Consider the following 26,602-nt stretch of genomic DNA (forward strand, 5'->3'; position numbering starts at 1 on the left):
GACAGTAGTTCCGGCCGGCTGGGGGCTCCCGGAGAGCACGCTGAAAAAGTCATAATTTGCTATGGTGATGGATGAACGCAGGGAAGACGTCAGGGTGTATGGCGGTCTTCAGTGCCGGGGATGACAAAGGCAGTTGCTGAACCCACTGTAGTCGGGAGACCAGATGACAGGACCTATTCTTCTCAGTGCCGCCCTGGTACTGCTCGCGGTCACGGTACTGGGAAGGGTGCCAATACATGACTGGTGGGCCAGGGCCTGTGAATTTCCCCGCCTCCAGATAGCAACCCTGGCGCTGGCCGTGATGGTGCTGTCGCCCCTTGCCGACACGCCCTGGCGCTGGTGGGTGTTGGGGGTGGGGCTGTTCGTGCTTACCGTACAGCTTTTTCGTATCCTTCCCTGGACCCGTCTTTGGCCGTTGCAGGTCCAGCCTGCCGAGCCAGGGCAGGAAGACCGGTGTTTCACCCTGATGGTCGCCAACGTGCTGACCTCCAATCGGAACAGCGACGACCTGATACGCCAGGTCCGGGACCGGGAGCCGGACGTGCTACTGACCCTGGAATCGGACCAGTGGTGGGGCGACCGGTTGGACGAGGCCTTTGGTGACTGGCCCTGTATCATCCGTATTCCCCTGGACAACCTCTACGGCATGCACCTGTATTCCCGGTTGTCCCTGGAAGAATCGGAAGTGAAGTATCTGATCCAGGACGATATTCCCTCCATCCACGGCTGGCTGAAATTGCCTGCTGGCTACAGGATCCGTTTCCATGCGGTCCACCCCAGACCACCGGCGCCCAGTGAGAGCAAGGAATCCCTGTGGCGGGATGCGGAGCTGTTGCTGATAGGGCGGGAGATCCGCGAGGCGGGGCACCCCTCGGTGGTGGCCGGCGACCTGAACGATGTGGCCTGGTCACGTACCACACGGTTGTTCTGTAAGGTAAGCAGCATGCTGGACCCCCGGCGCGGGCGGGGCATGTTCAGTACTTTCCACGCCGGGCACTGGTTCCTGCGTTGGCCCCTGGACCACGTCTTCACCAGCGAGCATTTCACCGTCGGTCACATCGAGCGACTGGATTATTTTGGCTCGGATCACTTCCCGATCCTGGTAACCCTGTGCTACTGCCCCTCCCGGGCCGACGAACACGAGGCTCCCGAGGCTGACGGCGAGGATCGACAGGAAGCCCGGGAAACCATCCGGGAAGGAAAAGCCCGGGAGCAGGAATCCTGACCATGCCGGGGCGTTTTGCGTCAGGGTGGTCCTTCCTGCATTCTGTAAACCGTAACGCGAGCACTACGAGCTGGAACGGGAGGCCTTCATCCATGGCACGCTGGTTCATCCTCGCCGGAGTGGTTCTGGTGGTGATCGGGTTGATTCTCCATTTTGCGCCCGGTCTGGTGCAGTGGTTCGGCAAGTTGCCGGGGGATCTCCACTGGCGGTCGGACCGTACGCAGGTGTTCATTCCCATCACCTCCATGATCGTGATCAGCGTGGTGCTGACCATCCTGCTAAACCTGTTCAACCGGTGAATAGTGCCCATGAAGGAAGACTGGCTGATCGGCATTGACCTGGGCGGCTCCAAGACCGAGGTGATCCTGTTGGATCACCACAGCAACGAGCACTTCCGCCAACGCCTGCCCACACCCCGCAATGACTATCCAGGCACCCTGGAAACCATCGCGGAGCTGGTTTCTGAGGCGGAACGTCACGCCGGTTACCAGGGGCTATCGGTGGGGGTGGGTATTCCCGGTTCCGTCTCCCGGCTGACCGGTCGGGTCAAGAACGGCAACTCCACCTGGCTCAATGGCCAACCCATGGCGGATGACCTGGCCAGGTTGCTGGACCGACCTGTGACTCTCACCAATGATGCCAACTGCCTGGCCCTGTCGGAAGCCACCGATGGCGCCGGCGTCGGCCATGAGGTGGTGTTCGCTGCCATCCTGGGAACCGGCTGTGGTGCCGGTATCAGTGTCAACCGCAGGCCGCTGACCGGCCCCAATGGCGTTGCCGGGGAGTGGGGCCATATTCCCTTGCCCTGGACACCGGATGAAGAACTCCACGCGCGTCCCTGTTTCTGCGGGCGTAATGGATGTAACGAAACCTTCCTTTCCGGCACTGGCATGGCCCTGACCCACCGGCTGCTTTGGGGTGAGACCGCCACCACTCACGCCATCGTTACCGCCGCCCGGGAGGGTCAGAAACAGGCACGGGAAACCCTGAACCAATATCTGGATCAACTGGCCCGGGGGCTGGCAGCGGTGATCAATGTGGTGGACCCGGACATCATCGTACTGGGGGGTGGTATGTCCAATGTGGCGGCGATCTACGAGGCATTGCCGCAACGGCTGCGACACCATGTGTTCGGGGGAGAGTGCGATACCCCGGTGGTCCGCGCGACCCATGGCGATTCCAGTGGCGTGCGTGGTGCCGCCTGGCTTGGCGGGACAGGAAGCTGAATGGCGGTCAGATAGCTCCCGCACTCTCCAGGACAAACACTCCGAGGGTGATGGTGACACTGGCCAGAAGTGTAGTCATGGCGACAATATTGGCGGCCATGCGGGCATTTCCGCCCAGGGCTTTTACCATCACAAAGCTGGCGGCGGCAGTGGGACTGGCGAAGTACAGGAACATCAGGCCCAGCTCCCGCCCCTCGAATCCCAGTAGATAGGCAGCGCCGGTGCAGAGGGCTGGCAGGGTCAGCATCTTGAAACCGGCGGCCCCGAAGGCCGGGCCACTGTCGCTGCGAATAGCGTTGACGGAGATGGTGGCGCCGATGCAGAGCAGAGCCAGGGGCAGGGTGAGGGAGGCAAAGTAGTCGCCACTGGTCATGACCCATTGCGGCAATACGATATCCCACCAGGCGAAGGGCACGGCTATGACGACCGCCAGGATGAGTGGATTGCGTGCGATATCACCCAGGATGTGCCCCCAGCGGAGCTTCTGTTCTGACTGGTAGGTCAGCAGGACCACGACCGAGAGGATGTTGTAGGAGATAATCACCAGCCCCAGCAGGATACCCCCGGCAGACAGGCCGTAGTCGCCATACATGCTGGCGGCCAGGGCCAGCCCCACAATGCCGCAGTTGCCACGGAAGCAGCCCTGGACGTAGACGCCCCGGTCTGGCCTCGGCACCCGCCACAGCGCCCACAGCCAGGCCAGTGCGAAACTGCCCAGGGTGGCCAGCAGGAAAAAGCCGAGCAGACCGGGGTTTAGGGCCGTGTCCAGATCCGCCCGCAGGATGCTGAGGAAGATCAGCGTTGGCAGCGTGGCACGGAAGACCAGGGCTGATGCGGTGTTTACAAAGTCGGAGTCGATCCAGCGGAGCTTACGCAGACCTAGACCAATAAAGACCATGGCAAAAACGGGCAGGGTGGTCTCAAGGGTCCTGAGGAAGATCTCGGCAAGGGTCATGGTGGCACCGGGTGGTTGTGGAGCCTGCTAACGTTAAGGACTGCACTCAACTCTGTCAATTGAGCCGATAGTCGGAGACTCTGTCCGTGAGACGCTGCAGCTCATCCATGGTAGAGGCCATGTCAGTGGTTCCCAGCTCGGCCAGTTCCCGGGCCAGGTTCACCAGCGAGCTCACCGCCTGATCGCATTCCGCGATCCGGCTGGTGATCGCTTCCTGCAAATCCTCGGGCGCGCCGAGCTCCCGGAAACTCTCCAGGATCAGGCAGATGCCCTCGAGTTTGCGCTCGGCCTGGCGGAGCAGGGAGATCCGGGTCTGATTATAGCGCTGGTAGGTCAGTTCATCGGGGGCGAAGTGCTGTTTCAACCAGAACTCCACCAGGTTTCCCGCCTTGTGGAGGCGGTCGAAGAGTTCAGCGGGTGACGGCCCGCCGGAACCGTTCACTGGGCCCAGCTCCTTCAGTCGACGATAGAGCGGCGATTTCAGGGGCTGGTTCAGCGGAGCACCGTGTTTGTCAATGGAAAGCCGGTGTTCCAGGTCCGCCAGTACCTCATCACGCCGCTTCAGCCAGTGCTGGCGGGCGATGGGAGCCAGTACCAGTCCCGCCCGTTCCAGCAGCCGGTAGCGGGCGGCGTCCCAGGCCTTGCCGACTTCACAGCCGGCGTCCCGGCGACCCACAAGGTCAATGGCCACAAGCTGTTCCTCCGTTTCCACGGCCAGTTCCACTACCTGGCCGGCAAACGGCAGGTTGGGGCGGGCCCTCAGCCCCCGGTTGGCAAACCAGGTGGACAGCGTCTCAAGAATGGGATCACTGGCTGTTGCCGTTGATTCGTGGTGAGCATGATCCTTGCGGAACTGCTGCCCGTGGCGAACGTACCGGCTCGCCAGCCGTTCGGGCTCCGCCTCGATAAGCCCCTCACCATGGAAGAACACCTGACGCTGGCGGGCCCGGGTGATCGCCACATTGAAGACGTCATCCCGTTCCAGGTAACGCTGTGTGCCGTGGACCTGACCTGGCCATGCGCAGGAAGCCACCAGCATGATATCCCGCTCATCCCCCTGGAAGGCGTAGGGCGTGCCGACCCGTAACTGGTGGCGGCTGATGTCCTCCAGGGAGATCTCCCTGGTAATGCGGTCTTCAAGCATCATCGCCGTGGCCCTGACCATTCCAAGCACCCCGATACCGGGCGGGCTCGACGAGTCCCGGTACTGGTTGATCAGGGTGTGGAGCGTTTCCACCACCCGTTCCACCTCCGCCAGGTTGACATTGTCCTTCTCCTCTACCGGGCACGCCATGGTCTGCAGCGGCTGGTCCGGCTGGTTCTGGCGATGGGTGGTCAGTATCTTGATGCGTTTCTGGTAGAAACGGTCATTGCTGAAGTCGATCAGCATCGGGTTACTACGGAAATGTTCATCCAGGAACGACAAGGCGTTGCGGTGAGGCAGGGCGTCTATCGCGTAGTCGAGCAGAGACCGGGAACGGTAGTCGAGATCCAGTGTGGCGTTCTTAAGGTCATGCCTGAGAACCGCTTCCTCCTGAACCTTGCGGGCCAGGAAGGAGTAATGCCGGAGTTGCCGGGGATCGCCAACGATCACGGCCCGCTTGCCCCGTTGCAGGGCCGGCAGCGCCTGGGGCAGATTGCACTGGGTAGCCTCATCCACAATGACCAGGTCGAAAAGCTCGGTGGTCATGGGGACCGCGTCGCTCAGGTCACCCGCGGACACGATCCAGACCGGGAAGACCTGGGTGAGGGTTGACCAGTCCAGAGCCTCAAAGCGCTCATTGCGCCGATGGCTCGCCCTGGAGCGCAGGGCCATGGAAAGGGTGGCCAGGGCATCGCGGTGATTGGCCAGCAGCCCGGAGAGCCGGGCATCAAGCTGTTGCAGGAGATAATCGTGCATGCAGGCCTGGTGATCGGAAATCGACATCTGAAGTTCCTGCCAGCGCTGGGTGAGCAAGGGCGAACGCCAGGTGCGAAGGGCTGACCACCAACGCCTCAGCCAGGCACTGGGCCCGACGCCGGCCTCGGTAGACCGCTCGGCGTCTGCAACAGCCCGGAAGAACGACCCTTCGGCATGGCGAAAGCGCCGGGAAGTGCGCTCCAGCCGTTCGGCGGTCCGTGCAAGGGTGGCCTCATCCTCCGGGGGCTCCTGATCGCCCTCGAGCCACTGGTTGATCTGGTCCACCAGATCCTGCTGATAGTTGCCGCGGCCAGGGCGAAGGACAACATGTTCCGCTCCCTCGAGCATAGCGGCAATCTTGTCGCGGACGACATCCGCCGACTGATCATTGCTACAGACGACGAGGGTGCTGCGCTGGTTAATGACCGCATCCAGCACCTGGCAGGCAATGGTGTGGGTCTTGCCGGTTCCGGGTGGTCCGTTGATCACACTTAAGGGAAATCTGGCGCCGTTGAGTATTGCCTGTTCCTGGGCCTTGGTCACGCTATTAGGAAGGAGACTTGGCGTACTTCGTATTTCCGGGTCATCTTGGGTTCTTGGGCAGCCCGTAAGCACGGCGACCGGATCAGATAAATCAGAATGTCCTGACGATAGACTCTTAAGTTCGTGGAGTACGCTACTGGCGATACGCGATCGCCTGCAAAGCCAAAGCCATACACTGGGGAGAAGTGCACTATCAAGCATTAGACGATAATCTCGTCCAAGTTTATCGCGCAGTTTTTCCCATTGGCTGTTACTAAGGGGCAGAGTCAGCCCTGAAGTATCCGGAAAGTCATTCACAATTGCCGGATTAACCGCCAGATCACAGAAATCGATCAGCTTCTTCTCTTGGTTGCCGTACATCTTGACAGGAAAATCTTCGATCCTGCCAACGAACAGAGGTGTGTCTGGGGTGAAATTATTCGAATTGAGGCCGGTATTGAAGAGCCTGCAACCAATGAGGCCAACCATTAGCTGGTAATCTTGTCTGACCATGCGATATCGAGCAATAAAATTTTCGAGCGATCCCTCTCTGAACAACGAGGAGAAATGGCCGACGCGCAAACACTGACCTCCTGAACTACCGGTCAGTGCTTCGCTACCTTCGCATGACATAAAAGTTCGCACATGATGCTGAGCGCCAAGAAAGGGATCCGAAGTACCCTGATGGGAGACGGCGAACTCCCCCTCCAGGCAGTCATGGAAATAGGCGATCAACCGCCTGGACAGGTCGTTGGAAGGTACTGCCACAACCGGCCCTCAGTTCAGGTCGGGTTCAAGCCGGAGTTTTGACCCCCGGGATTCCGACAGGGTATTGATGCGACTGGCGGCCTTGTCGGTCAACCGGGTCATTTCCGACACTGCCTGACCCATGGCGGGCAGGGCCTGCTGCCGGAAACCGGCGATATCGTCCAGGGCGGTGTTGATATCCTGGAACGAACGCTTCAGCGTTTCCAGATCCAGTTGCGATGAGGCCGCCCGGGCCTGGATGTCGGCGCCCTGTGCCCGGAGCTGGCTGGCCGTGCCCGCGATCAGTTCATCGGTGGTCCGGTTGACTGCGTCGATTTTGTCCAGGACCACCTTCTGGTGGGCCAGGGACAGTGCCAGGGTCACGGCGATCTGGAGGGCACTGACGGTCACCTGGGTGGCCCGGTCCACGCCACGGATCAGTTCCCGATTATTCTGCAGGATCACCTCAATGGTAAGGATACCCTGCTGGTTGACCGCCAACTGCTGCTGGAGATCCATGATGCGCTGGCGTAGCGGAAACAGGAGGTTCTCCTGGATAAAGGCGCACAGGTCCTCATCCTCGGCGTGGTCCCGCTCCATCGAGCGCTCCAGTTGGGCGTCCACCTGTTTGCCCACCTCAATGGCGCGGGCAAGCTTGTCGGTGAGCTGGCGCATATCACTCTGATCCGCCTTCAGGGTGATGTTGTCCCGCTCCAGTTGCTTCCTGCCGGCGTCCAGTGAGTTGACAATGGAGGCAATCACGGTGGAGGCAGATTCATAGCGACTGAAATACCGCTTCAGGGGCGTGCCGATAAAAGGCAGCCGACCTGCCAGCCGGCTCCACCAGCCGGGACTCAGGTCGAATCCGGCCGGATCCAGTGATTCCACCTGAACCTTCAGATCAATCAGGGCGTTGGCCACTTCACCGCCGTCTTCCGCACGGCCTGCGAGCTGCTGTACCGGGGCCTGCAGGAGCTGGCTCTGCCTGGCGGACTCCTTCTGTAGCGCATGCCCCAGGGAATCCACGGTGGCCCGGGCCTGGGCACGGTCCTTATCGGTGGACCGTGATAGCGACAACAGGTCCGTAAAAAGGGCGTCGGCCCGGGACTGGACCGTCGGATCGTTCTCAATGGATTGCAGTGGATGAGGGTTCTCGACAACTGAATCGGTGGAACAGGGGGAAAGGGGCGCCGGGGAGGTCATGTCCATATTTGAATAATCCTTAACTACCGTTTTTATCGATTATAGCGGTTACAATGGAACAATTATCGGTTGTCAGGCCAGTCATGTCGACCACCATTACAGTCTGTGATTTGGATCATATCCCTGATTATCCGGGCCTTCCGATCCGCAAGGCGGCTCAACTGACAACCTGGTTATTGACCATCGTCATGCACTGCCAGCGCGGATTCTCATAGGCTACCCGGGGTTCCCGGTATCCATCATTCAAAAGCAGACAGGGAGTGGCAGCATGGACGCCATTGGTTTCAGGGGGGCGTACAGTGCATACCAAAAAGAATGAAACCGGTTTTGCCGATGCCCTGTTCAGGGAAGCGGAAGGTCTGGAGCTATTGGGTGATGCCATCACCATGGCTGATGTTACCGGGGTGCGGGTGCCGGAGATCTATTCCGTCAGCGAAGAACGGCTGGAAATGACCGGAATCGTGCCACTGCGACAGACCGGCGACGTGCTTCGTCAGCTTGGCCACGGCCTGGCCCGGATCCATGCGCTTCCCCAGGCGGGCTATGGCTTTCACCGGGACAACTATATCGGCCTCAATCCCCAGAAGAACCGTGAGAGTGACTGCTGGGGTGAGTTCTTTGTGGAGTGTCGTCTAGGCTTCCAGGTAGGCCTGATCAAGGACCAGCGCGTTCGCGACAGGTTTGCCCAGTTGCTCGAATCAAAGGGCAGCCTGCTGGCGGAATGGCTAAATGAACGGGTCGCCGGCCCAAGCCTGCTGCACGGTGACCTCTGGTCCGGCAACGCCCTGTTCGACGACACCACGGCGTGGCTGATCGATCCGGCGGTCTACTACGGTGATTCGGAGGCCGATATCGCCATGACCGAGATGTTTGGTGGCTTCGGCCCGGAATTCTATGAAGCCTACAACGAAATCCGGCCACTTCATGGCGACTATGCCCGCAAGCGGGAGATCTACAACCTCTATCACTTCCTGAATCACTACAACCTGTTTGGGGGCTGGTATCTTGGGCCTTGTGAGAAGGGGGTGGGGGTTATCAGCAAGCTTTAGGGCTCAGAACAACAGCCCCGATGTTACTGGGAGGAGCTGGCCTCGCATGCCTCTTGAACAACTGCCGGATCAACACCTTCTATGCCTCTTTCGCTGTAAAGATCATAGTTGTCGGTCTGATTCAGAAGATCCTGCAATGTTCCAACATAGATGTCCGTTTGCATGAGGTCGCAGTCTGAACTTCCGATCTGGAACTCACCCAGCCCTCCGTCAAATATTCGCAGTTGGGTATCTGATCGATTTTGCTGAGTGTCGTGTACAGCACCGCTCCAGCGCCCCAGGATTTCGGTACGATTTCCTTCCTTATCTACATAGAAGTACCGGAGTTGATCTGCTTCAATCCAACCTACGTTGGGATCTGTCTGAGATAACAGAAAGCCATCATCGGGGATGCGGTATACGCGGCTACCGTTCTCGTATTCAAGAGGTTCTCCCCCGGGCACATTATGCACAATGAATATTCTGCCAACATATCCGTGTGGTATTAAGAATACCTCTCCTTCACGGTCCGGCGTGCTGTTGGATTCAGAGCAACCAGACAACAGAGTTGCCAGCAGGCAGAGCAAAACCAGCCATTGAGTCCTCGTCGTCATCACAGGTGTGGTAACTCCCTGAGACATTCCATGGTTGGCGAATTCCTGAAGAACTCTTCCCACTGCTGAACGCAGAGCTTCAAGACAGGTTCGGCGCCTGAAACCATACCGGGTAGAACAGGAAAATCGGTAACGGTGCGAGACAGATAAGCCAGTACAGAACGGCCAGCACCTTGTTTCTGTAGAGCCAGAACGAGATTGACCAGACCACGCCAGTGACCATCAAGGCGAATATAAAGAACACCACGCTGAACACGCCAGCACCATTGCCGGATACGATAAAGGGCCAGTTTACCCAGAGAACAAAGGCGTTGGTCAGCCCCATCCCCGTTACCGCGAGCCAACCCAGGAGGAGGCCGACAAACAGGGTTTTTGACTCCGTTCTCTGCGATGTCATCTCAACCCCTGATCGTAGAGATAGCTGGCTAGTTCCCCATGCCTCCGCTTACCGGTTTCGCCATCCACGGAATAGTAAAAGTGGCCTTTCTGCCGGGCCATCTGATATCCCAGTAGCGGAGAGGATGAGGCAACTTCGTGGTAGGGAATACCGGCGTATATGGGGTCGCCGTGTTCGTCGAGGTCCATCACAATGATTTTCTTGATGGCCGGGGTTTTCCTCAGAAGATTCAGGAAGGTCTGGCTGATAGGTGCGCCGATCAGGACCAGATGGTGAACAGTCGTACCTTTCAGCCCGTATTTGGCTGCGACCTGTGCGGCCAGTAGGGAGCCATAGGAGTAACCGACCAGATTGAACTGTTCGCCAGGCCGGGAGTTGGCCCGTAGCATTAGAGGGAAATTGGGGTCGTATTCCCGGGCAAAGCGGACACCCACCAGCGCATCCAGCACTGTGCCACCAGACCACTTGTCCCGGTCTACGAACACGGCACTCGAAATGCCAGCATCATGCATTTCCGAAACGATGCTCTGGATGTAACTACCATCGATGCCTGCACCGCCAAAAAACAGGGTGCCGGAAATAGAATCTCCCGGCATGATGCAGCATTTGCCCTGGAGGGGGCCAAACTGCCGCGTCTCCGGGGAGCGGGATAGCTCTACGGTGCGCATATGACATCACATCCTTGTAACTTTGACGTTGTGGTTGTCCTGATAAGGCAAAGTACTTGGTAGGTCCGTTAAGATCAAGAATTGGTGCGCTTGAAGAGAGGGAGGGATTATTCGGCACTTCGTGCCTCACCCCTTCGGGGCCGTCGTCGCGTTGCTCCGACGTTCCTCCGGCTGCGTTGCAGCCTCCGGTCGAACCCGCGAGGGTTCTTCCTACCCACCTAATCAGCCAATAAAAAACCCCAGCATTTCTGCTGGGGTTTCGTATTGGCGGAGAGGGAGGGATTCGAACCCTCGATACGCTATTAACGTATACACACTTTCCAGGCGTGCGCCTTCAGCCACTCGGCCACCTCTCCAATAAACTGTTCCAAATCAGCGACCTCGTCGCTCATTTGAGGGCGCAAACTGTAATGGTTTTTTCGGGGTTTGGCAACCGTTGGACCGAAAAAATCCTCGTTGGTCAGGATGTGAACAAACCGGCCTGCTGGATGACCATGTACACGGCGGTACCGGCCACGATGGACAGCAGGGCGTTCCGACGCCATAGGTGCAGGGCAATCACAACGGCACAGGGTAGCAGGGCGTCAATGCCGAACGCCGGAGCTTTCCAACTGGCGGACTGGATCAGGAAAACCACCACCAGCAGGGCCATGACGGCGGCGGGCAGGTAACGGCCTATATGCAACAGTAGCGGATGCTCGTGATGCCGGGACAGGAAAAGGAACGGTATCACCCGCGTGGCAAAGGTGGCTGCGGTGGCTACCGCGATGAAGGCCAGGATATAGGTTGTGTTATCCATGGCTCTGCTCCGGGCTGGGGGATTTCCTGCGCTGGTACTGAAGCAGCAGGGCGCCGGTGGCCAGCACCACTGCACCAATCAGCTGGTGGGCATCTGGCAGCAGCGTCACCGCTACTGCCGCTGCCAGGGCGCCCGTCCATAGGGGAAACGCTTCCCCAAGGGCTTTGTATTGCTCAATGGTCAGCACGATAAACAGGGCCACCAACGCGAACTCAATGCCGGTACTGTCAAAGCTGATGTTGTCACCGAGCAGGGCGCCGATGGCGCAACCGGCCACCCAGTAGCACTGGTTCAGCAGGGTGATCATGAAGTCATTGCGCTGTTCCTGCTCCCGGGGGCCGGGCCGGGGTCGACTGGTGAGCAGGGAATAGGTTTCGTCCGTCAGGCCAAAGATCAGGTAGGCCTTGCGCCAGCCCGCTCCCCGGAACTGACCGAGCAGTGACAACCCATAGAACAGGTGGCGGGCGTTGAGCACGAACATGGCCAGGAACACCTCCAGCAGTCCCGCCTGGGCCGCAATCAGACTGACCGAGAGGATCTGGCCGGCGCCGGCAAAGATGGTGATGCCCATCAGTGGCGCGTACCACCAGGCGTAATCCAGTTGGGTGGTGAACAATACCCCGAAGGCCATGCCCAGGGGCAGATACCCGAACAGGATCGGCAGGGTCTGTCGGAACAGCGTCGGATTCATGGAGTTTCCGTAAACAGCGGTGACGGGAAACCGCACATCTTAACCCGGTCGCCATTGCTTTGCCCACATCCGCTGCGCGCGCCATTGATTTTACAATTTTTCACCAGAAATCCGGGACTTGCTCCGGCACCTGAAACAGAACTGTCATTTAAGTGCCATAGGGTGCCGACATCAGGTTTCCACCCGGAGTGATCCATGCTTGCCACCGTCCGTGCCCGTATCTTCTTCTTTGCGTTTCTGGCTGTAACGGCATTGGCGGCGCTGGCAGCGATTTCCTGGTCCATCATCGGCCAGGCCAGCAATGCCACGGACGCCCTGGTCAACCGGGAACTCCACCAGTCGTGGCAGTTGACCGACCTTGAGGAGGACCTGCGCCAGATCCAGGACCTGGCCTACAAGATCAAGGCCCAGTTACTGCTGTGGGACGAGATCAACGGGGAATTCGGGGCTATTCGGGAAAGTCTGCCGGAGCACTGGCAGGCGATCGCTGACAACCCTGATCTGGCCCCCTGGGCTGAATCCCATCAGCAGGCTTATGGCGAAGTGGAAGCCCTGCTGGATGCCATGGCCGAAGGTATTCAGGCCAGGTCCTACTATCAGGTGGGGCAGGTTGTGGATTTCGAGTTGGTGCCCGCGGTGGATCCGATGCTCACGGCGATACGGGAGCAGCAACTGGAACGGCGCCAAGCCATCGAGTCCAGCGCCGACAACCTGCTGGCCTTTATGGAGCGCCAGGGTGGCTACCTGGTGGCCGGTTCGCTGGTGTTCCTGGGCACGGTGTTACTGATGACCCTGTGGCTGCGGCATACCGTGATCCTCCGGTTGCGCCGCACGGAAGCCGCCCTGCGGTACATGGAAGCCAACTCGGACCTGCGGGAACCCCCGGTGGTGTCCGGCCGTGACGAGGTAGCCGGTGTCAGCACCGCCATTGGTGGCCTGGTGGCCCGCCTTGAAAGGTTCATACAGGATACTCGCAAGGCAGCGTTATCCCTTGATGAACGGGCCCGTGTTCTGGAGGAGGAAGCGGAAACCGTCCAGCAGGCCTCGCGGCAGACCCGGGACCAGGTGTCCGACGTGTCCGCCTCCATGGACGAGATTACCGCCCAGGCAGACAACGTGGAAATCGCCGCCCGGGATTCCCGCTCCACCATTGCCACTGCGGCGGAGGGCAACCGTGGCATCCAGCAGGGGCTGGCGCGCTCAGAGGAGGCCGCCGACCACACTGTCCGGGTGATTGGTGAGGTGTCGGATGCCATCCGGGGCCTGTCGTCGTCCACCGGCAAGGTGGAGCAGGTGGTGGGCGTGATCGCCGACATCGCCGAACAGACCAACCTTCTGGCGCTGAATGCCGCCATTGAGGCGGCCCGTGCCGGTGAACACGGCCGTGGTTTTGCAGTGGTTGCCGATGAAGTGCGTACCCTGTCCCGCCGTACGTCGGACTCCACCGGGGAAATCCGCCAGTGGGTGGGCGACCTGGTGGGCAATGTTGAGGGCATCGAGCAGCGGCTGCATGAAATGCGCAGTGCAGGGGATGAAAACCGCAACGAACTCAATAATCTGAGAGTGCATCTTGAGAGTCTTAATGAGCACTTCTCCCGGCTGGAGTCCCTGAGCCAGGATATCGATGGTGCGATACATGCCCAGCGGAACAACATCGACCGGGTAGGGCGTCGCTCCCAGAGCCTGACCCAGAGCGCGGAACGGCTGGTGGGATCGGTATCCCAGACCCGGGAAGTCAGTGATGCCCTGCGCCTGGAGTCCGGCTCCATCCGTGAGATCGTCGCCCGTTTCAGCGTCCGGGAATTCTAGGAGCCTGCTGAGTGGGTTATGATAGGTCCTCATTTTCCCGGATAGAGGCGCCGTCATGGACCACACCGAAAAAGTCTCCCAGGCGGATCCCCGCCAGGAATCCTTTGTGGTGGATACCAGCCTGCTGACGGACGATCAGCTGGAAGGCCTGGTCCAGGAATACTGCACCCGTTACCACGGCCTCAACGACCAGGAAAGCCCCCTGCAGGAACAGGACCGGGTGATGGCCGCCGTCCGGCGTGGAGACCTGGTGGTCTGGTTTGACCCCGTGGAGAACACCGCGGGACTGGGGCGGCCCCATACCCATAAACAGGATTAATAAGAGGATATAACCCGAATCCAGTTCTGTTTATAGCCGTTCCACCGTATCATGACGTTTCCGGTTTAGGCATGGTGGAGACAAGTCCCGAGTGATCTCTGTCGCAAAGAAGTACCTGTCATACATGCAAGGAAATCTGCCAAAATCGGACGCTGTGGACCAGCGTCCGCTTTGTCGCCCGATTCCGGATAACCGGCCCAGAGTTTATGAAACCCGCCGGGTTATCGATACAATGGTCGGGGAGGGTTCGATTATTGATGCTTGGCAACCACAGGTTTTGATTACGCGAATAAAAAAGCTACAGTTTTCCAAAGGTGTTAATTCGTAGGCTATTCGTCCGTTTCGACTGGCGGTACAATCGGTGTATTCCACCGCGCATCGCAGCATTGATCCAGGCAAGAGGTGAACATTGATCAGCGTACTGGTTGTAGACGACCACGAACTGGTTCGTTCCGGGATTACCCGGATGCTGGCCGACAACCCGGATATCCAGGTGCTCGGCGAAGCCTCGTCCGGTGAAGAGGCCGTAGAGGCGGTACGCAATAACCGCCCGGACATTGTGCTGATGGATATCCGCATGCCCGGTATCGGGGGCCTGGAGGCAACCCGCAAGATCCTGCGGCTGGACGATTCCATACGGGTGATCGTGGTAACGGCTTGTGCCGACGATCCCTATCCCACCCGGGTCATGCAGGCAGGCGCCACTGCCTATATCACCAAGGGGGCCGATATTGACGAGATGGTGCGGGCCATCCGCAAGGCCCACTCCGGCCAGCGCTATATCAGCCCTGAGATCGCCCAGAAGATGGCTCTCAAACAGTTGGGTGGTGATGCCGAGGATCAGGATGAATCCCTGTTCGATCGCCTGTCTGAGCGGGAGCTCCAGATTGCGATGATGGTGGTGGATTGCCAGAAGGTGCAGGACATTTCCGACAAACTGTGCCTGAGTCCGAAAACGGTGAACAGCTACCGCTACCGGATCTTCGAGAAGCTGGAGATTTCCAGCGATGTGGAACTGGCCCTGATGGCGGTAAGGTTCGGGTTGCTGGATGCCGACAAGGTCTGACCCGGCTAACAAGCCACAGCCAGAGGGCCAGGAATTCGACAGCAAGGCATTCCTCAAGCGGCTAACGGAACGGCCCGGCGTCTATCGGATGTACGATGGCGAGGGCAGGCTGCTGTATGTGGGCAAGGCCCGTAACCTCAAGAAGCGTGTTGGCAGCTATTTCCGCAAGACCGGGCTGGCTCCCAAGACCGCGGCCCTGGTGTCCCGCATCCACCATATCGAAGTTACGGTCACCGGCAGCGAAACCGAGGCTCTGCTGCTTGAACAGAATCTGATCAAGTCGGAGCGCCCGCCCTATAACATCCTGATGCGGGACGACAAGTCCTACCCGTATATCTACCTTTCGCACCATTCCGACTATCCGTCGCTGACGTTCCGGCGGGGGCGCAGTCGCAAGGGGCAGGGGACCTGGTTTGGTCCCTATCCCAGCTCTGGCGCGGTCAAGGAAAGTCTTAATATCCTGCAGAAGATTTTCCGCATAAGAGACTGTTCTGAAAGTTATTTCAGAAACCGGACAAGGCCCTGTCTGCAGTACCAGATCAACCGTTGTACGGCTCCGTGTGTCGGCTATGTGACGCCGGAGGAATACCAGGAAGACGTTCGACACGCCACCATGTTCCTGGAGGGAAAGAATCCTGCCATCATCCGGGACCTGATGGACACCATGGAGAAGGCCTCGGCCAACCTGGAATTCGAGAAGGCCGCCGCCTGCCGGGACCAGATCAACCACCTGCGTCACGTTCAGGAACAGCAGGCCATCGACAGCGAAGGCGGCGACGCCGATGTGGTGGCCATGGCCCAGGATGCCGGAATTGTCTGCCTGGTGGTCATTATTGTCCGGGGTGGACGGGTACTGGGCACCAAGGACTATTTTCCCCGCTTCTCCATTGAACAGAGCGATGAGGAACTGCTGAGTGCGTTCCTTGGTCAGTTCTACTTCGGTGGTGCCACCCGCCGGGAGATCCCCCGGGATATCCTGGTCACCACCCTGCCGGAAGAGCATGAGCTGCTGTCCCGGGCCCTGTCGGAGCAGGCCGGTCGCGAGACGAGGATCCGCGGCAATGTCCGGGGAGAGCGGCGCAAGTGGCTGGAACTGGCCCAGACCAATGCCCGCCAGACCCTGATGACCCACCTGGCCAGCAAGGAGACAGTCTATCGTCGCCTGCTGGCGCTGCGTGACCTGCTGGATTTGCCGGAGACGCCGTCGCGGATGGAATGCTTCGATATCAGCCATAGCTCCGGCGAAAACACGGTCGCATCCTGTGTGGTTTTCGACGAGAATGGGCCCCTCAAGAGCGACTACCGGCTCTACAATATCGAAGGGGTGACCGCTGGCGACGACTATGCCGCCATGCGGCAGGTGCTGACCCGCCGCTACCGGAGAATGGTGAACGGTGAGGGCAAGCGTCCGGACCTGGTGCTGATTGATGGCGGCAAGGGCCAGCTGCGGATGGCACGGGAAGTCTTCGAGGAGCTGGAGATCCGTGATATACCATTGATCGGGGTCGCCAAGGGCGTCACCCGCAAGGCCGGTATGGAGCAGTTGATCGACGCCCTGACGGACCGGGTCTTCCGGGTGCCTCCGGACTCGCCGGCGCTGCACCTGATCCAGCATATCCGGGACGAGAGTCATCGCTTTGCGATTTCCGGACACCGGGCCCGCCGGGACAAGAAGCGGCGCCAGTCCACGCTGGAAGGCATCGAAGGGGTGGGGCCCAAGCGTCGCCGGGACCTGATACGCTACTTCGGGAGTGTGCGGGGCCTGCGGGACGCCGGCATCGACGAAATTGCCAAGGTGCAGGGCATCAGCAAGGCCCTGGCTGAAACCATCTACGCCGCACTACACGACGAGTAAGGGATTCATGAATCTGCCGAATGTATTGACGCTCTCACGCATCGTGATGATTCCGGTCTTCGTGATGGTGTTCTACCTTCCCGTGGATTGGCGCTATGTGGCCAGTGCGGCGCTTTTCGCCATTGCCGGTGCCACCGACTGGCTTGACGGTTACCTGGCCCGCAAGCTCGACCAGTCCACACCATTCGGAGCCTTCCTGGACCCGGTGGCGGATAAGCTGATGGTGGCAGTGGCCCTCACGGTCCTGATCGAGGAACATGCCAACTACATCCTGACCATACCGGCCATGGTCATTATCGGCCGGGAGATCGTGATCTCGGCGTTGCGGGAATGGATGGCGGAGATTGGCAGCCGCGCCAGTGTGGCCGTCTCCTACATCGGCAAGATCAAGACCACGGCGCAGATGGTGGCCATCGTCCTGTTGCTGGCTGTGCCGCCGGGCGTAATGATTTCGTACGTTGGTACGGCATTGCTGTACCTGGCGGCCATACTGACCTTCTGGTCCATGGTGCTCTACCTGCAGGCAGCCTGGCCTGACCTCTTTCCGAAGGACAACGGGTCTCAGTAGTCGGCAAGCGCCGCGACCACCCAGTCGGCCAGCTCCCTCGATAGCTGATCCGAAGCCTGCCCGAACGCGCTGATCGCTGCTTCGATATCGTCGCCATCCACCGGCACCCGGATATGGAAATCCCGGGTTGCCAGCGTACGGCGGCTACCGTTCTCCACCAGTTGTGCCTGCAGGTACAGACGGACCGCTTTGTCGCTAGCATCGATTCGATCTTCCTGGAAGGCCTTCAGCTCGGAGGTCAGCGTGATGTCGCTGCCAGAGCCACTGGTGTCCGATACCACGGTGGCAATTCGTGGATCATCCCGCAGGGCCCGTACTACATGGTCACGCAACAGCAGCGGCACGTCGGTCATCCAGCGGACAGTGCTGTACGCCGCCAGCTCGTCGGGGCGTGGCTCGATCACAATGCGCTCTCCACTAAGGACACCGTTGGCCTGGGGGCGCACCACCTTCAGCGCCGGTAATGCCTCCTGGCCAACGTCTGAAACGGCTGGAGGCCGGTAGTCGTAGGGCAGGGTGAATATCCGCAGTGGGTGTTTTTCCGGGAACAGGGCGACGCTGCATCCCGCCAGGACCACCATCAGGCCCAGGACTGCTGTCCGGTACAACCACGAAACACAGAGACTCATGGCGACACCTCCTGGATGGAGTCCTGACCCAGCAGGGCGCGCCCAGGGTCTTCCTCCAACCGCCGGGTGAGCAGACTCAGATTGCGCAGGGTGGCCTGGAGTTCCTGCATGACCGGGGCCAGCTCTCCCAGGCTGTGCAGGCCCTGGCTGACGGAGCCCTCGTTCTCCGCCACCAGGGTATCGATCCTGACGGCGGCCCGGTTCAGGGCCTGGGCGGCCTCCCGGGTGGCGTTCAGGGTGGGGTCCCCCTGGTTCTCCAGCAGTTCGCCCAGGTAATCCCCCAGGCCCTGGTAACGCTCAAAGGTGGTCCTGGCCCGTTCAGCGGCATCATAGACACTCACCAGGGCCCGGTTCAGGTTGTCCTGCTCCGCCACCAGTGTATCGGTGGCCGTCCTGAAGTTTTTCAGGGTCACAGTGAGGTTTTCCGCATTCTCCTCTGACAGGAAACGATTCGCATTGGTGATGAACCGGTCTGCCTTCTCAATGATGTGTTCGCTGTTACTGAGCAGGGAGCTGAACTGTGAGGGCTCGGCTTCAATGTAGGGCGGGTTATCGCGATCGCCCTCCAGCCTGGCGCTGTTCGGGTCGCCACCCCGGAGCTGTATGGTCATGGCACCGGTAATGTTGGCCAGGCTCAGTGAGGCCTGGGTGTCCTCCCGCACCGGAATATCGCTGTACACCCGAATCAGGGCGCGGACGTGTCGGGGGTCCTCAGAATCCAGGCTCAGATCGACCACATTGCCCACCTCAATGCCGCTGTACTGGACCGGGCTGCCCTCGGAAAGACCGCTGACACCATAGTGAAAATCAACCATATAGTGCCTGTAGTCACGGTTGTTGTCCGTATCGGCAAGCCAGAGTGCAAACAGCAGGATGGCGGCGAGGGTGGCCAGGGTAAAGATACCGATCACTACGTGGTGGGCTTTGGGTTCCACGTCAGCGGTCCTCCTCTACGGGTTTGCGATGGGCTCCGGCAACGGCGCGGCCTCTGGGCCCATGGAAGTAGTCCTGAATCCATGGGTCTGGATGTCGTTCTACCACATCCAGGGAATCGGCGACCAGCACCTTGCCCCGGGCCAGCACCGCCACACGGTCACAGGTGGCGTAAAGGGTGTCCAGGTCGTGGGTGACCATGAACACGCTGAAGCCCAGGGCATTGCAAAGGGTTCGCAGCAGTTCATCAAAGCTGGCTGCGCCGATAGGGTCCAGGCCGGCGGTGGGTTCGTCCAGGAACAACACCTCCGGGTCCAGGGCCAGGGCACGGGCCAGGGCGGCTCGCTTGACCATGCCGCCGGACAGCTCGGCCGGGTAGTTGAGGGCGGCCTCAGGGGGCAAACCCACCAAGGCCAGTTTCATGCGGGCCAGGTGTTCCGCATTCCGGCGGCTCAGGCCGGCGTGCTCGATCAGCGTCAGGGCAATGTTCTCCTGCAATGTCAGGGAGGTAAACAGCGCGCCCCCCTGGAACAGCACACCGAAACGACGCTCGGTACGGGATCGCTGTTCCGGTGGCAGAGTCATCAGATCGTTACCGAACACCCGGATGGTGCCGCTATTGGCCCGATGGAGTCCGATGATGCTTCGCAACAACACCGACTTGCCGGTACCGGAGCCGCCCACCACACCCAGGATCTCACCGGGGAACAGGTCCAGATCCAGGTTCTCGTGGACCTTGTGGTCGCCGAAGCGGTTCTCCAGCCCCCTGACTGCAATCAACGGTTCCGTCACCATCCCATCTCCATGAAGAACAGGGCCGCGATGGCGTCCAGCAGGATCACCATGAATATCGACTGGACCACGCTGGACGTGGTGTGTTGGCCGACGGATTCGGCACTGCCGCTGACCTTGAGGCCTTCCAGGCAGCCGATCACGGCCACCACGAAGGCAAAGACCGGTGCCTTGCCAAGCCCCACCAGGAAGTGGTTCAGGGGGACCTCCCGTTCGATGATCGACAGGAACTGGGTGATCGAGATGTCGAGGCTGTACAGGCAGACCATGGCACCGCCGACAATCCCGCTGATCATGCCCACAAAGGTAAGAAAGGGCAGGCTGATCACCATGGCCAGCACCCTGGGTACCACCAGCATCTCTATGGGGTCCAGGCCGGACGCCCGCAATGCATCGATCTCCTGATTGGCCTTCATGGACCCGAGCTGAGCGGTGTAGGCACTGGCGGTACGACCGGCCAGCAGGATGGCCGCGAGAATCACGCCAAATTCCCGCAGGAACGCGAACGTGACCAGATGGACGGTATAGATGGTAGCGCCAAACCGTTCCAGCACTGTGGCCCCCAGGAAGGCAACCACTGCCCCCACCAGGAAGGTGAGCAGGGCGACAATAGGCAGGGCATTGAGGCCGGTACGCTGGATATGGGCCACCAGGGAGGTGAGCCGCCAGCGAGCGGGATGGGGCAGCATGGCCAGTATTGTGGTGAGGGTCTGGCCGATAAACCCAGTTAACAGCTTCTGGTCCCTGGCGAAACCGCTGATCCAGCGCCCGACCACCGCCAGTAAATGGAGCAGTCCGGAGGGTGGCACCGGTGGGCTGCTTTCGGTGGATGTTGCATGGGCCACCGTCAGCAGCAGGCCCTTGCGCTCGGTCGCCAGTTCCGGGTCAGATTCCGCCAGTTGTGCCAGGCGTTCGCTGCCCAGCAGTTCGGCAATCAGGCTGGCGCCGGCGCTGTCCAGTTGCCGCAGGTCCGACCAGTCGACCCGTTCCACGGTCTGGGCGGTGTCGGAGAGGGCCGAGTGGACCTCCCGCCTGAGTTCCGTGAAACGGGACAACACCCAGTCATCATGGAGGATGACTGTACCGTCCTTGATTGTCAGGCTGTTGCCGGCTGTCGGCATTCAACGTTCCTGTACAGACAAATGACTGTTAACTGAATGATAGCGGATTCGTCGCGATAGGAAGTGTCTATCCGGTAATGAAAGCCTCACTAAAACATAAACTTGATAAAAAGTGTTGACGGCCCCGGCGTAATCCGTAGAATACCCAGCCGTTGACGAGGCAACGCCTCTGAAGAGCGGGAATAGCTCAGTTGGTAGAGCACAACCTTGCCAAGGTTGGGGTCGCGAGTTCGAATCTCGTTTCCCGCTCCAATTTCTCTCCGGTACCGCCGGCTGGAAATCACAATCCAAGTCTCTCAATGCCCACCTGAGAGCAAAAGCCCTTTAAACGGCTTTCCCGGCGCGGTGGCAGAGTGGTTATGCAGCGGACTGCAACTCCGTGTACGCCGGTTCGATTCCGACCCGCGCCTCCATTTTTTTCTATATAAATCAACACCAAACGCCGTCCTGCTGTGGTTGAGTTTCTCACCCGAAAGATACCCACATTAAGCCCAGAACATTATCCGCACATGTGATAAGGGGCGGCCTGGACAAGGTGCCTTTACGCAGACATATGACGCCGGAACAGCACCATAGCTGCCCCAAAAAATGCGGCTCCGATAGACGTCAGAGCCAGGAACTGGGGCCAGACTACGTCAATACCGGCACCACGGTATAGAATGCCCTGTGCCAGACTCACAAAGTGGGTCGTCGGGGCCAGCAGCATAATGTCCTGAACCAGTTCCGGCATACTCTCCCGGGGTGTAATACCGCCTGAGAGTAGCTGTAGTGGCAGTATGATCAGTATCAGCAAAAGGCCAAACTGGGGCATGGTTCGGGCAACCGTGCCAATCAGAATGCCAATGGCCGTCGTGGAAAACAGATGAATCAACGCTCCGAAGAGAAACAACAGAACGGATCCGGCTATAGGCACCCCTAGCCAGCCCTGAATAACCACGGTTATCGATAGCGTGGCCGCAATCATTACCACCAGTGCATTGGCCCATACTTTGGCCGCCATGATCTCGTAGGAGCGCAGCGGCATCACCATCAGGTGCTCGATCGTGCCGTGTTCTCGTTCCCGGATCAGGGCGGCACCGGTCAGAATGATGCTGATCAGGGTAACCTCGGTAATCAGCTCCATCACTCCACCAAACCAGGAACCTTCGAGGTTAGGGTTAAAACTCACCCGACTCACCAGGTTAATCGGGAGTTCCGTTGAGCCGCTACCCGCTTGGATAAATTCCGCCACTTCGGTCGTGACAAACGATTGAATGTAATTGGCCCCGATAAAGGCCTGGCTCATTCGGGTTGCGTCGATATTCAGTTGTACACTGACAATGTGACCTTTTCGCACATCCCGTTCAAATCCTTCGGGTATGACCAGGGCGAACGTATGTGACCCCCTGTCGAGCATGGTATCAATCTGGTCGTATCGGATCAGGTCTGGCTCGAGGAACCAGGGTTGCTGGAGCGACTGGATGACGCGCCCGGAAAGCGCGGACTGGTCCTCATCCACCACGGCAACCGGGGCATTGTGCAGCTCCATGGATCCGGCCGAGCCCGCCGTATAGATGATCAGGGTGAACGCCAGCAGAACAAATAATAGCAGCACCTTATCGCCCCAAAGGCTGCGCAACTCCTTGAGTCCCATATTCCAGATATTCGCCAGTGATTTCACGACTAGCGCCCCTGTTTCTTAAGCAGAATGACCGATATCAATATCAGCACCGGGATGAAGGCCGCAAGACTCAGTAGTTCCTGTTGAAGGTCGCTGAAGAAAAGCCCCTTGGTAAAAACCCCACGGCTGATCTGAAGGAACCAGGTTGCTGGCCAGAACTGGCCAATGAGGGCGCCGACCCCCTCCTGGGAGGACACTGGCTCCGTCAGACCCGAAAACTGGACGGTGGGCAAGAGGGTAATGATCGCCGTCGCCGCCAGTGCGGCAATCTGGGTGGACGCAAAGGCCGAAATCACCTGACCAATCCCCGTCGTTACCATCACATACAACAGGGCCCCTAGAGAAAGTGCCCACAATCCACCCTTCAGTGGCACCTCGAATACCCACACCGCCAGCATGACCAGGCTGACATAACTGATCATACTGAAAGCAATGTACGGGAGTTGTTTGCCCAGCAGGAATTCAAGACGTGTTACCGGGGTAACATAAAGGTTGGTGATCGACCCCAGCTCCTTTTCACGAACGATTCCCAGAGCCATCAGGATGGATGGAATAAAAATGAGCAGGATGGGAATGACCGCCGGCACCATCGCGTCCAGACTCCGGAAATCCTGATTGTACCGGTACCGGCCTTCTATAGAGACCAGGTTTGATGAGGGGACCAATCCATAGGTTCGTTGTGCCAGTTCCACCAGGTAGCTGTAGTGAATACCCTCAACATAGCCAGCAATAGTCTCTCCCCGAAATGGCATGGCACCATCAATCCAAACGCCGATCTCCGTATCCTGCCCACGCTTCAGGTCCTTGCCATAGCCAGGTGGAATCACGAGTGCCAGGCTCAGTTCACCAACCTGCATCCTCTGTTCCAGTTCGGCCATGTCCACGATGGGAGGTCGCTCGATAAAATATCGCGATCCTGAGAAGGCCGTGACGTAATCCCGGCTTTGGGGAGACTGATCCTGATCCAGTACCGCAAAAGACAAATCTTCTACATCCAGGGTGATGCCGTAACCCAGAATCAGCATCAGCAGGGCGGAGCCGATAAAGGCAAATGCCATACGGATCGGATCCCGGATCAGCTCCCGAGCCTCACGGTGCCCATAGGCCCACAGTCTCCGGATACTGAACTGTCGGTAGTCAGGCTCGTCCTTTTGCTCACTGGTGAGCACAGCCCCACTGCCGATGTCCTCGGCTCCAGTAGCCTCCTCGAGGGTTCTCATGAACGCCCCTTCCAGGGTCTGTTCGCCAGCCTGCTGAATCAGGGCCTCTGGCTTGTCGGACGCCAGCACCTCACCAGCATGCATAAGGGAAATCCGGTCACACCACTCACCCTCATTCATGAAATGGGTAGAGATAAAAATGGTGACCCCATCTTCACGGGACAGGCGGAACAGCAATGACCAGAACTGGTTCCGGGCGGCAGGGTCCACCCCCGAAGTCGGTTCGTCGAGGATCAGCAGTTCGGGCCCGTGTACAACAGCCACGGCCAGTGAGAGCCGCTGTCGAACCCCCAGGGGCAGATGGCTCGCCAATTGATCCATTTCATCGGCAAGTCCGAATTCCGCCGCCAGCTCATCTACCCGGGCACCGATCTGCTTTTTCGGCACGTGAAACAAGCGTGCGTGCAGTTCCAGGTTCTGCCTGACTGTCAGTTCGCCATACAGGGAAAACCCCTGGGACATATAACCAACACGCCGCCTTGTGCTCAGGTCCCTGGCATCCAGAGGCTTGCCAAAGAGTGAAACGTCGCCTTCGGAAGGAGGTAATAGCCCGGTCAACATCTTCATGGTTGTGGTCTTGCCGCAGCCATTAGAACCAAGGAAGCCGAATATCTCGCCTCTGGAAATCGAAAAACTGACGTCGTTTACGGCAGTAAAATCACCAAACCGGGCTGTCAGATGGTTTGCTTCGATTGCCGGGACGGTCTCGGTCGCCTGCGTGTCGGACGCAGTGGCGGGAGGTTCCGCCTCCTTTTCGTTTCCGGCGGTCTCGGGGGCTATTCCTGAAGACAGGGCGATGAATGCTTCATCCAGCGTCCGGGTGCTGGTCTGCTCGCGCAACTCCACCGGCGAGCCGGTCGCCAGAATGGCGCCGTCATTCATGGCCGCCAACCAGTCATATCTTTCGGCTTCTTCCATGTAGGCGGTGGCAACCAGGACACTCATCCCGGGTTGTTGAGCGCGGATTCGATCAATCAGGTCCCAAAAACGGGCACGGGACAGAGGGTCGACACCGGTGGTGGGTTCATCCAGAATCAGCAGCTCGGGGCTATGGATCAGGGAGCAGCAAAGGCCAAGCTTCTGCTTCATGCCTCCCGACAATTTGCCTGCCGGCCGATCCCTGAACGGAAGCAACCCGGTGGCCTCCAGTAGTCGGGGTATCTGTTGCTTTCGTTTTTCACCGGTCAGTCCGAAGAGATCAGCAAAGAAGCCAATGTTCTCGTCGACAGTCAGAGTATGGTAAAGATTACTGCCCAATCCCTGGGGCATGTAGGCAATGCGAGGCGCGAGCCGATTGCGAAATCGCAGATTCCCCATATCGCCGCCAAGCACTTCCACAGACCCGGATTGCAGTTTTCTGGCGCCGGCGATCAGCCCCATCAGCGTGGACTTTCCCGCGCCATCCGGCCCTATGAGGCCGATCATGCATCCGGCAGGCATCTCGATGCGGATATCGGTGAGTGCCTGACACTCACCATAAACGTGGCTTACGCCCTCCAGGCGGGCAACCATGTCAGTCATTGGGCAAGGTTACCTGTAAATGGGCGGGCCAATCCTGGCTTTCATCGAGCAGGACATAGGCGACACCAGGCACCCCGGTCTTCACCCGATCACGGTAGGCTTGCAGCAGCTCCGCATCAATGCGAATCCTGAGCCGAAACATCAACTTCTCACGCTCACTCCGGGTCTCAACAGATTTCGGCGTAAACTGCGCCTCTGCTGCAACAAAACTTACCCTCGCGGGGAGTACATAATCAGGAAGGGCGTCGAGTACAATCCGTGCCTCAGAGCCAACCCTGACTTTGCCCGCCTGCGATGTGGGCAGGAAAATGGTCATGTAGACGTCGGTCACATCCACCACTGTTGCAATCTTGCCCCCAGAGGCAAGGACCTCACCGGGCTCGGCTAACCGATACAGCACACGTCCACCTATCGGGCTCCCAAGGTGACTGTCATCAATGGTTGTCTGAATTTCACGAATACTGGCTCGTGCCGCCTCAATACCTGCATCGGCAGAAGCAACCTGCACCCTGGCAGCCTGCAACGCTGCGGCAGCTGTCTCGGCCGACGTTTGTGCCTGATCAAACTGTTCCCGGGAGACATGACCTTTCTTCATCAGGCTCTCGAAGCGAGCCAACTCAGCCCGCGCCAGGCGCAGTTCGCTTTCCCGTTGGTGTACAACAGCCTCCGCATAGCGTTTACTCTCGCCCGCCTGGTTCAGGGCAGCCTCGGCTGCAGCCAACCTGGCTTCCAGTTCATCGGTATCCATCTCCGCTACAGGATGGCCCGCCTCAATCAAGTCGCCTTCCGCAACGGAGAAGCTCTTCAGTCGACCGGCGAGACGAGTGGCAATGTCGACCTCCGTGGCTTCGATACGCCCATTGCCGGAGGCAATATGCTCGGACAGCGCGGCATCGTCGGTCATGACCCGCCAGAAAATGGCGGCAAGGATGATTATCACAAGACTCAACGCTACAAGGAGTTTCAGGCCAAAGCGGGCTTTTGAATCAGACATGGATCTTCCCTGGTCATAAAGGTTTCAGGATACGGAGTCTGCTACAAGCTGAAATGGGGGAATCTGGATACATCTTCCATTTAGCTTAGTCCTTTCACAGCCAGGTTTCTAATGGAAACCAAGAAAGAATGACCACCAGC

Annotated in this window: 24 protein-coding genes and 3 tRNA genes; 11 read left to right on the forward strand and 16 right to left on the reverse strand. The window is 59.1% G+C overall.

Annotated features, from left to right (window positions below):
• The first annotated feature begins 163 nt into the window (after positions 1-163).
• The 3 genes from ACJO2E_RS06760 to ACJO2E_RS06770 all read left to right on the forward strand — a co-directional run bounded on the left by ACJO2E_RS06760 (position 164) and on the right by ACJO2E_RS06770 (position 2,451).
• A complete protein-coding gene (locus ACJO2E_RS06760; protein WP_406963063.1) occupies positions 164-1,225 on the forward strand; it encodes an endonuclease/exonuclease/phosphatase family protein in 1,062 nt (353 codons plus the stop codon).
• A 92-nt stretch (positions 1,226-1,317) separates the two neighbouring features.
• A complete protein-coding gene (locus ACJO2E_RS06765; RefSeq protein ID WP_406963065.1) occupies positions 1,318-1,524 on the forward strand; it encodes a DUF2905 domain-containing protein in 207 nt (68 codons plus the stop codon).
• Positions 1,525-1,533: 9 nt separating this feature from the next.
• Positions 1,534-2,451, forward strand: coding sequence for an ROK family protein (locus ACJO2E_RS06770; protein ID WP_406963067.1), 918 nt, complete (start codon positions 1,534-1,536; stop codon positions 2,449-2,451).
• A gap of 7 nt (positions 2,452-2,458) precedes the next feature.
• On the opposite strand, the gene ACJO2E_RS06775 is transcribed toward ACJO2E_RS06770, so the two are convergent.
• The 3 genes from ACJO2E_RS06775 to ACJO2E_RS06785 form a co-directional block, all read right to left on the reverse strand.
• The gene (locus tag ACJO2E_RS06775; protein ID WP_406963069.1) at positions 2,459-3,406 is read right to left on the reverse strand and encodes an AEC family transporter; all 948 of its coding nucleotides are present in this window, start codon (positions 3,404-3,406) and stop codon (positions 2,459-2,461) included.
• 55 nt (positions 3,407-3,461) lie between these two features.
• Positions 3,462-5,795, reverse strand: coding sequence for an AAA domain-containing protein (locus ACJO2E_RS06780; protein WP_406963070.1), 2,334 nt, complete (start codon positions 5,793-5,795; stop codon positions 3,462-3,464).
• Positions 5,796-6,605: 810 nt separating this feature from the next.
• Positions 6,606-7,784, reverse strand: coding sequence for a toxic anion resistance protein (locus tag ACJO2E_RS06785; RefSeq protein WP_406963072.1), 1,179 nt, complete (start codon positions 7,782-7,784; stop codon positions 6,606-6,608).
• 254 nt (positions 7,785-8,038) lie between these two features.
• Between ACJO2E_RS06785 and ACJO2E_RS06790 the strand changes: the two genes are divergently transcribed.
• Complete coding sequence (locus ACJO2E_RS06790; RefSeq protein WP_406963074.1) at positions 8,039-8,827, forward strand: fructosamine kinase family protein; 789 nt, start codon at positions 8,039-8,041, stop codon at positions 8,825-8,827.
• Between the two features lie 23 nt (positions 8,828-8,850).
• Here ACJO2E_RS06790 and ACJO2E_RS06795 read toward each other — a convergent pair whose 3' ends face one another.
• From ACJO2E_RS06795 to ACJO2E_RS06820, 6 genes are all read right to left on the reverse strand, one after another.
• On the reverse strand, positions 8,851-9,420 hold the full coding sequence (locus ACJO2E_RS06795) for a DUF6843 domain-containing protein (RefSeq protein ID WP_406963585.1): 570 nt from the start codon (positions 9,418-9,420) through the stop codon (positions 8,851-8,853).
• Between the two features lie 79 nt (positions 9,421-9,499).
• Positions 9,500-9,745: a hypothetical protein gene (locus tag ACJO2E_RS06800; protein ID WP_406963076.1), complete on the reverse strand. Its 246-nt coding sequence runs from the start codon at positions 9,743-9,745 to the stop codon at positions 9,500-9,502.
• A gap of 68 nt (positions 9,746-9,813) precedes the next feature.
• Positions 9,814-10,485, reverse strand: coding sequence for an alpha/beta fold hydrolase (locus tag ACJO2E_RS06805; protein ID WP_406963078.1), 672 nt, complete (start codon positions 10,483-10,485; stop codon positions 9,814-9,816).
• A 265-nt stretch (positions 10,486-10,750) separates the two neighbouring features.
• Positions 10,751-10,841: transfer RNA gene (locus tag ACJO2E_RS06810), tRNA-Ser, on the reverse strand.
• Positions 10,842-10,945: 104 nt separating this feature from the next.
• Positions 10,946-11,284, reverse strand: a complete 339-nt coding sequence (locus ACJO2E_RS06815) for a branched-chain amino acid transporter permease (RefSeq protein WP_406963080.1) — start codon at positions 11,282-11,284, stop codon at positions 10,946-10,948.
• Positions 11,277-11,975, reverse strand: a complete 699-nt coding sequence (locus ACJO2E_RS06820) for an AzlC family ABC transporter permease (protein ID WP_406963082.1) — start codon at positions 11,973-11,975, stop codon at positions 11,277-11,279. The genes ACJO2E_RS06815 and ACJO2E_RS06820 overlap by 8 nt, the downstream gene beginning before the upstream one ends.
• 195 nt (positions 11,976-12,170) lie before the next feature.
• Here ACJO2E_RS06820 and ACJO2E_RS06825 point away from each other — a divergent pair, with 195 nt between their 5' ends.
• From ACJO2E_RS06825 to pgsA, 5 genes are all read left to right on the forward strand, one after another.
• Positions 12,171-13,784, forward strand: a complete 1,614-nt coding sequence (locus ACJO2E_RS06825) for a methyl-accepting chemotaxis protein (protein WP_406963084.1) — start codon at positions 12,171-12,173, stop codon at positions 13,782-13,784.
• Between the two features lie 55 nt (positions 13,785-13,839).
• A complete protein-coding gene (locus ACJO2E_RS06830) occupies positions 13,840-14,103 on the forward strand; it encodes a hypothetical protein (RefSeq protein ID WP_406963086.1) in 264 nt (87 codons plus the stop codon).
• A gap of 409 nt (positions 14,104-14,512) precedes the next feature.
• Positions 14,513-15,169 carry a UvrY/SirA/GacA family response regulator transcription factor gene (uvrY, locus tag ACJO2E_RS06835; RefSeq protein ID WP_406963088.1) on the forward strand — a complete coding sequence of 219 codons (657 nt, stop codon included), beginning with the start codon at positions 14,513-14,515 and terminating at the stop codon, positions 15,167-15,169.
• On the forward strand, positions 15,153-17,024 hold the full coding sequence (gene uvrC, locus ACJO2E_RS06840; protein ID WP_406963090.1) for an excinuclease ABC subunit UvrC: 1,872 nt from the start codon (positions 15,153-15,155) through the stop codon (positions 17,022-17,024). Before uvrY ends, uvrC begins: the two co-directional genes overlap by 17 nt.
• Before the next feature lie 7 nt (positions 17,025-17,031).
• A complete protein-coding gene (pgsA, locus tag ACJO2E_RS06845) occupies positions 17,032-17,592 on the forward strand; it encodes a CDP-diacylglycerol--glycerol-3-phosphate 3-phosphatidyltransferase (protein ID WP_406963092.1) in 561 nt (186 codons plus the stop codon).
• Here pgsA and ACJO2E_RS06850 read toward each other — a convergent pair.
• The 4 genes from ACJO2E_RS06850 to ACJO2E_RS06865 are packed head-to-tail and all read right to left on the reverse strand — an operon-like array spanning position 17,586 to position 21,067.
• On the reverse strand, positions 17,586-18,221 hold the full coding sequence (locus ACJO2E_RS06850) for an ABC-type transport auxiliary lipoprotein family protein (RefSeq protein WP_406963094.1): 636 nt from the start codon (positions 18,219-18,221) through the stop codon (positions 17,586-17,588). The two genes, pgsA and ACJO2E_RS06850, sit on opposite strands and share 7 nt — an antisense overlap.
• Positions 18,218-19,156, reverse strand: a complete 939-nt coding sequence (locus ACJO2E_RS06855) for an MlaD family protein (RefSeq protein WP_406963096.1) — start codon at positions 19,154-19,156, stop codon at positions 18,218-18,220. The genes ACJO2E_RS06850 and ACJO2E_RS06855 overlap by 4 nt, the downstream gene beginning before the upstream one ends.
• A 1-nt stretch (position 19,157) precedes the next feature.
• A complete protein-coding gene (locus ACJO2E_RS06860) occupies positions 19,158-19,949 on the reverse strand; it encodes an ABC transporter ATP-binding protein (protein ID WP_406963098.1) in 792 nt (263 codons plus the stop codon).
• Positions 19,943-21,067, reverse strand: a complete 1,125-nt coding sequence (locus ACJO2E_RS06865) for an MlaE family ABC transporter permease (protein WP_406963100.1) — start codon at positions 21,065-21,067, stop codon at positions 19,943-19,945. Before ACJO2E_RS06865 ends, ACJO2E_RS06860 begins: the two co-directional genes overlap by 7 nt.
• A 176-nt stretch (positions 21,068-21,243) precedes the next feature.
• Here ACJO2E_RS06865 and ACJO2E_RS06870 point away from each other — a divergent pair.
• Positions 21,244-21,319 (forward strand) — tRNA-Gly (locus tag ACJO2E_RS06870).
• Positions 21,320-21,406: 87 nt separating this feature from the next.
• Positions 21,407-21,480: transfer RNA gene (locus ACJO2E_RS06875), tRNA-Cys, on the forward strand.
• A 128-nt stretch (positions 21,481-21,608) separates the two neighbouring features.
• Here ACJO2E_RS06875 and ACJO2E_RS06880 read toward each other — a convergent pair.
• Genes ACJO2E_RS06880 through ACJO2E_RS06890 form a run of 3 tightly spaced genes read right to left on the reverse strand, consistent with a single transcriptional unit; the run spans position 21,609 to position 26,462 of the window.
• Positions 21,609-22,727, reverse strand: a complete 1,119-nt coding sequence (locus tag ACJO2E_RS06880) for an ABC transporter permease (protein ID WP_406963101.1) — start codon at positions 22,725-22,727, stop codon at positions 21,609-21,611.
• A gap of 2 nt (positions 22,728-22,729) precedes the next feature.
• Positions 22,730-25,468, reverse strand: coding sequence for a ribosome-associated ATPase/putative transporter RbbA (gene rbbA, locus ACJO2E_RS06885; RefSeq protein WP_406963103.1), 2,739 nt, complete (start codon positions 25,466-25,468; stop codon positions 22,730-22,732).
• On the reverse strand, positions 25,461-26,462 hold the full coding sequence (locus ACJO2E_RS06890; protein WP_406963105.1) for an HlyD family secretion protein: 1,002 nt from the start codon (positions 26,460-26,462) through the stop codon (positions 25,461-25,463). The genes rbbA and ACJO2E_RS06890 overlap by 8 nt, the downstream gene beginning before the upstream one ends.
• Positions 26,463-26,602 lie beyond the last annotated feature (140 nt).

Origin of the sequence: Marinobacter shunpengi (assembly GCF_045449695.1) — a bacterium.
GTDB lineage: Bacteria > Pseudomonadota > Gammaproteobacteria > Pseudomonadales > Oleiphilaceae > Marinobacter.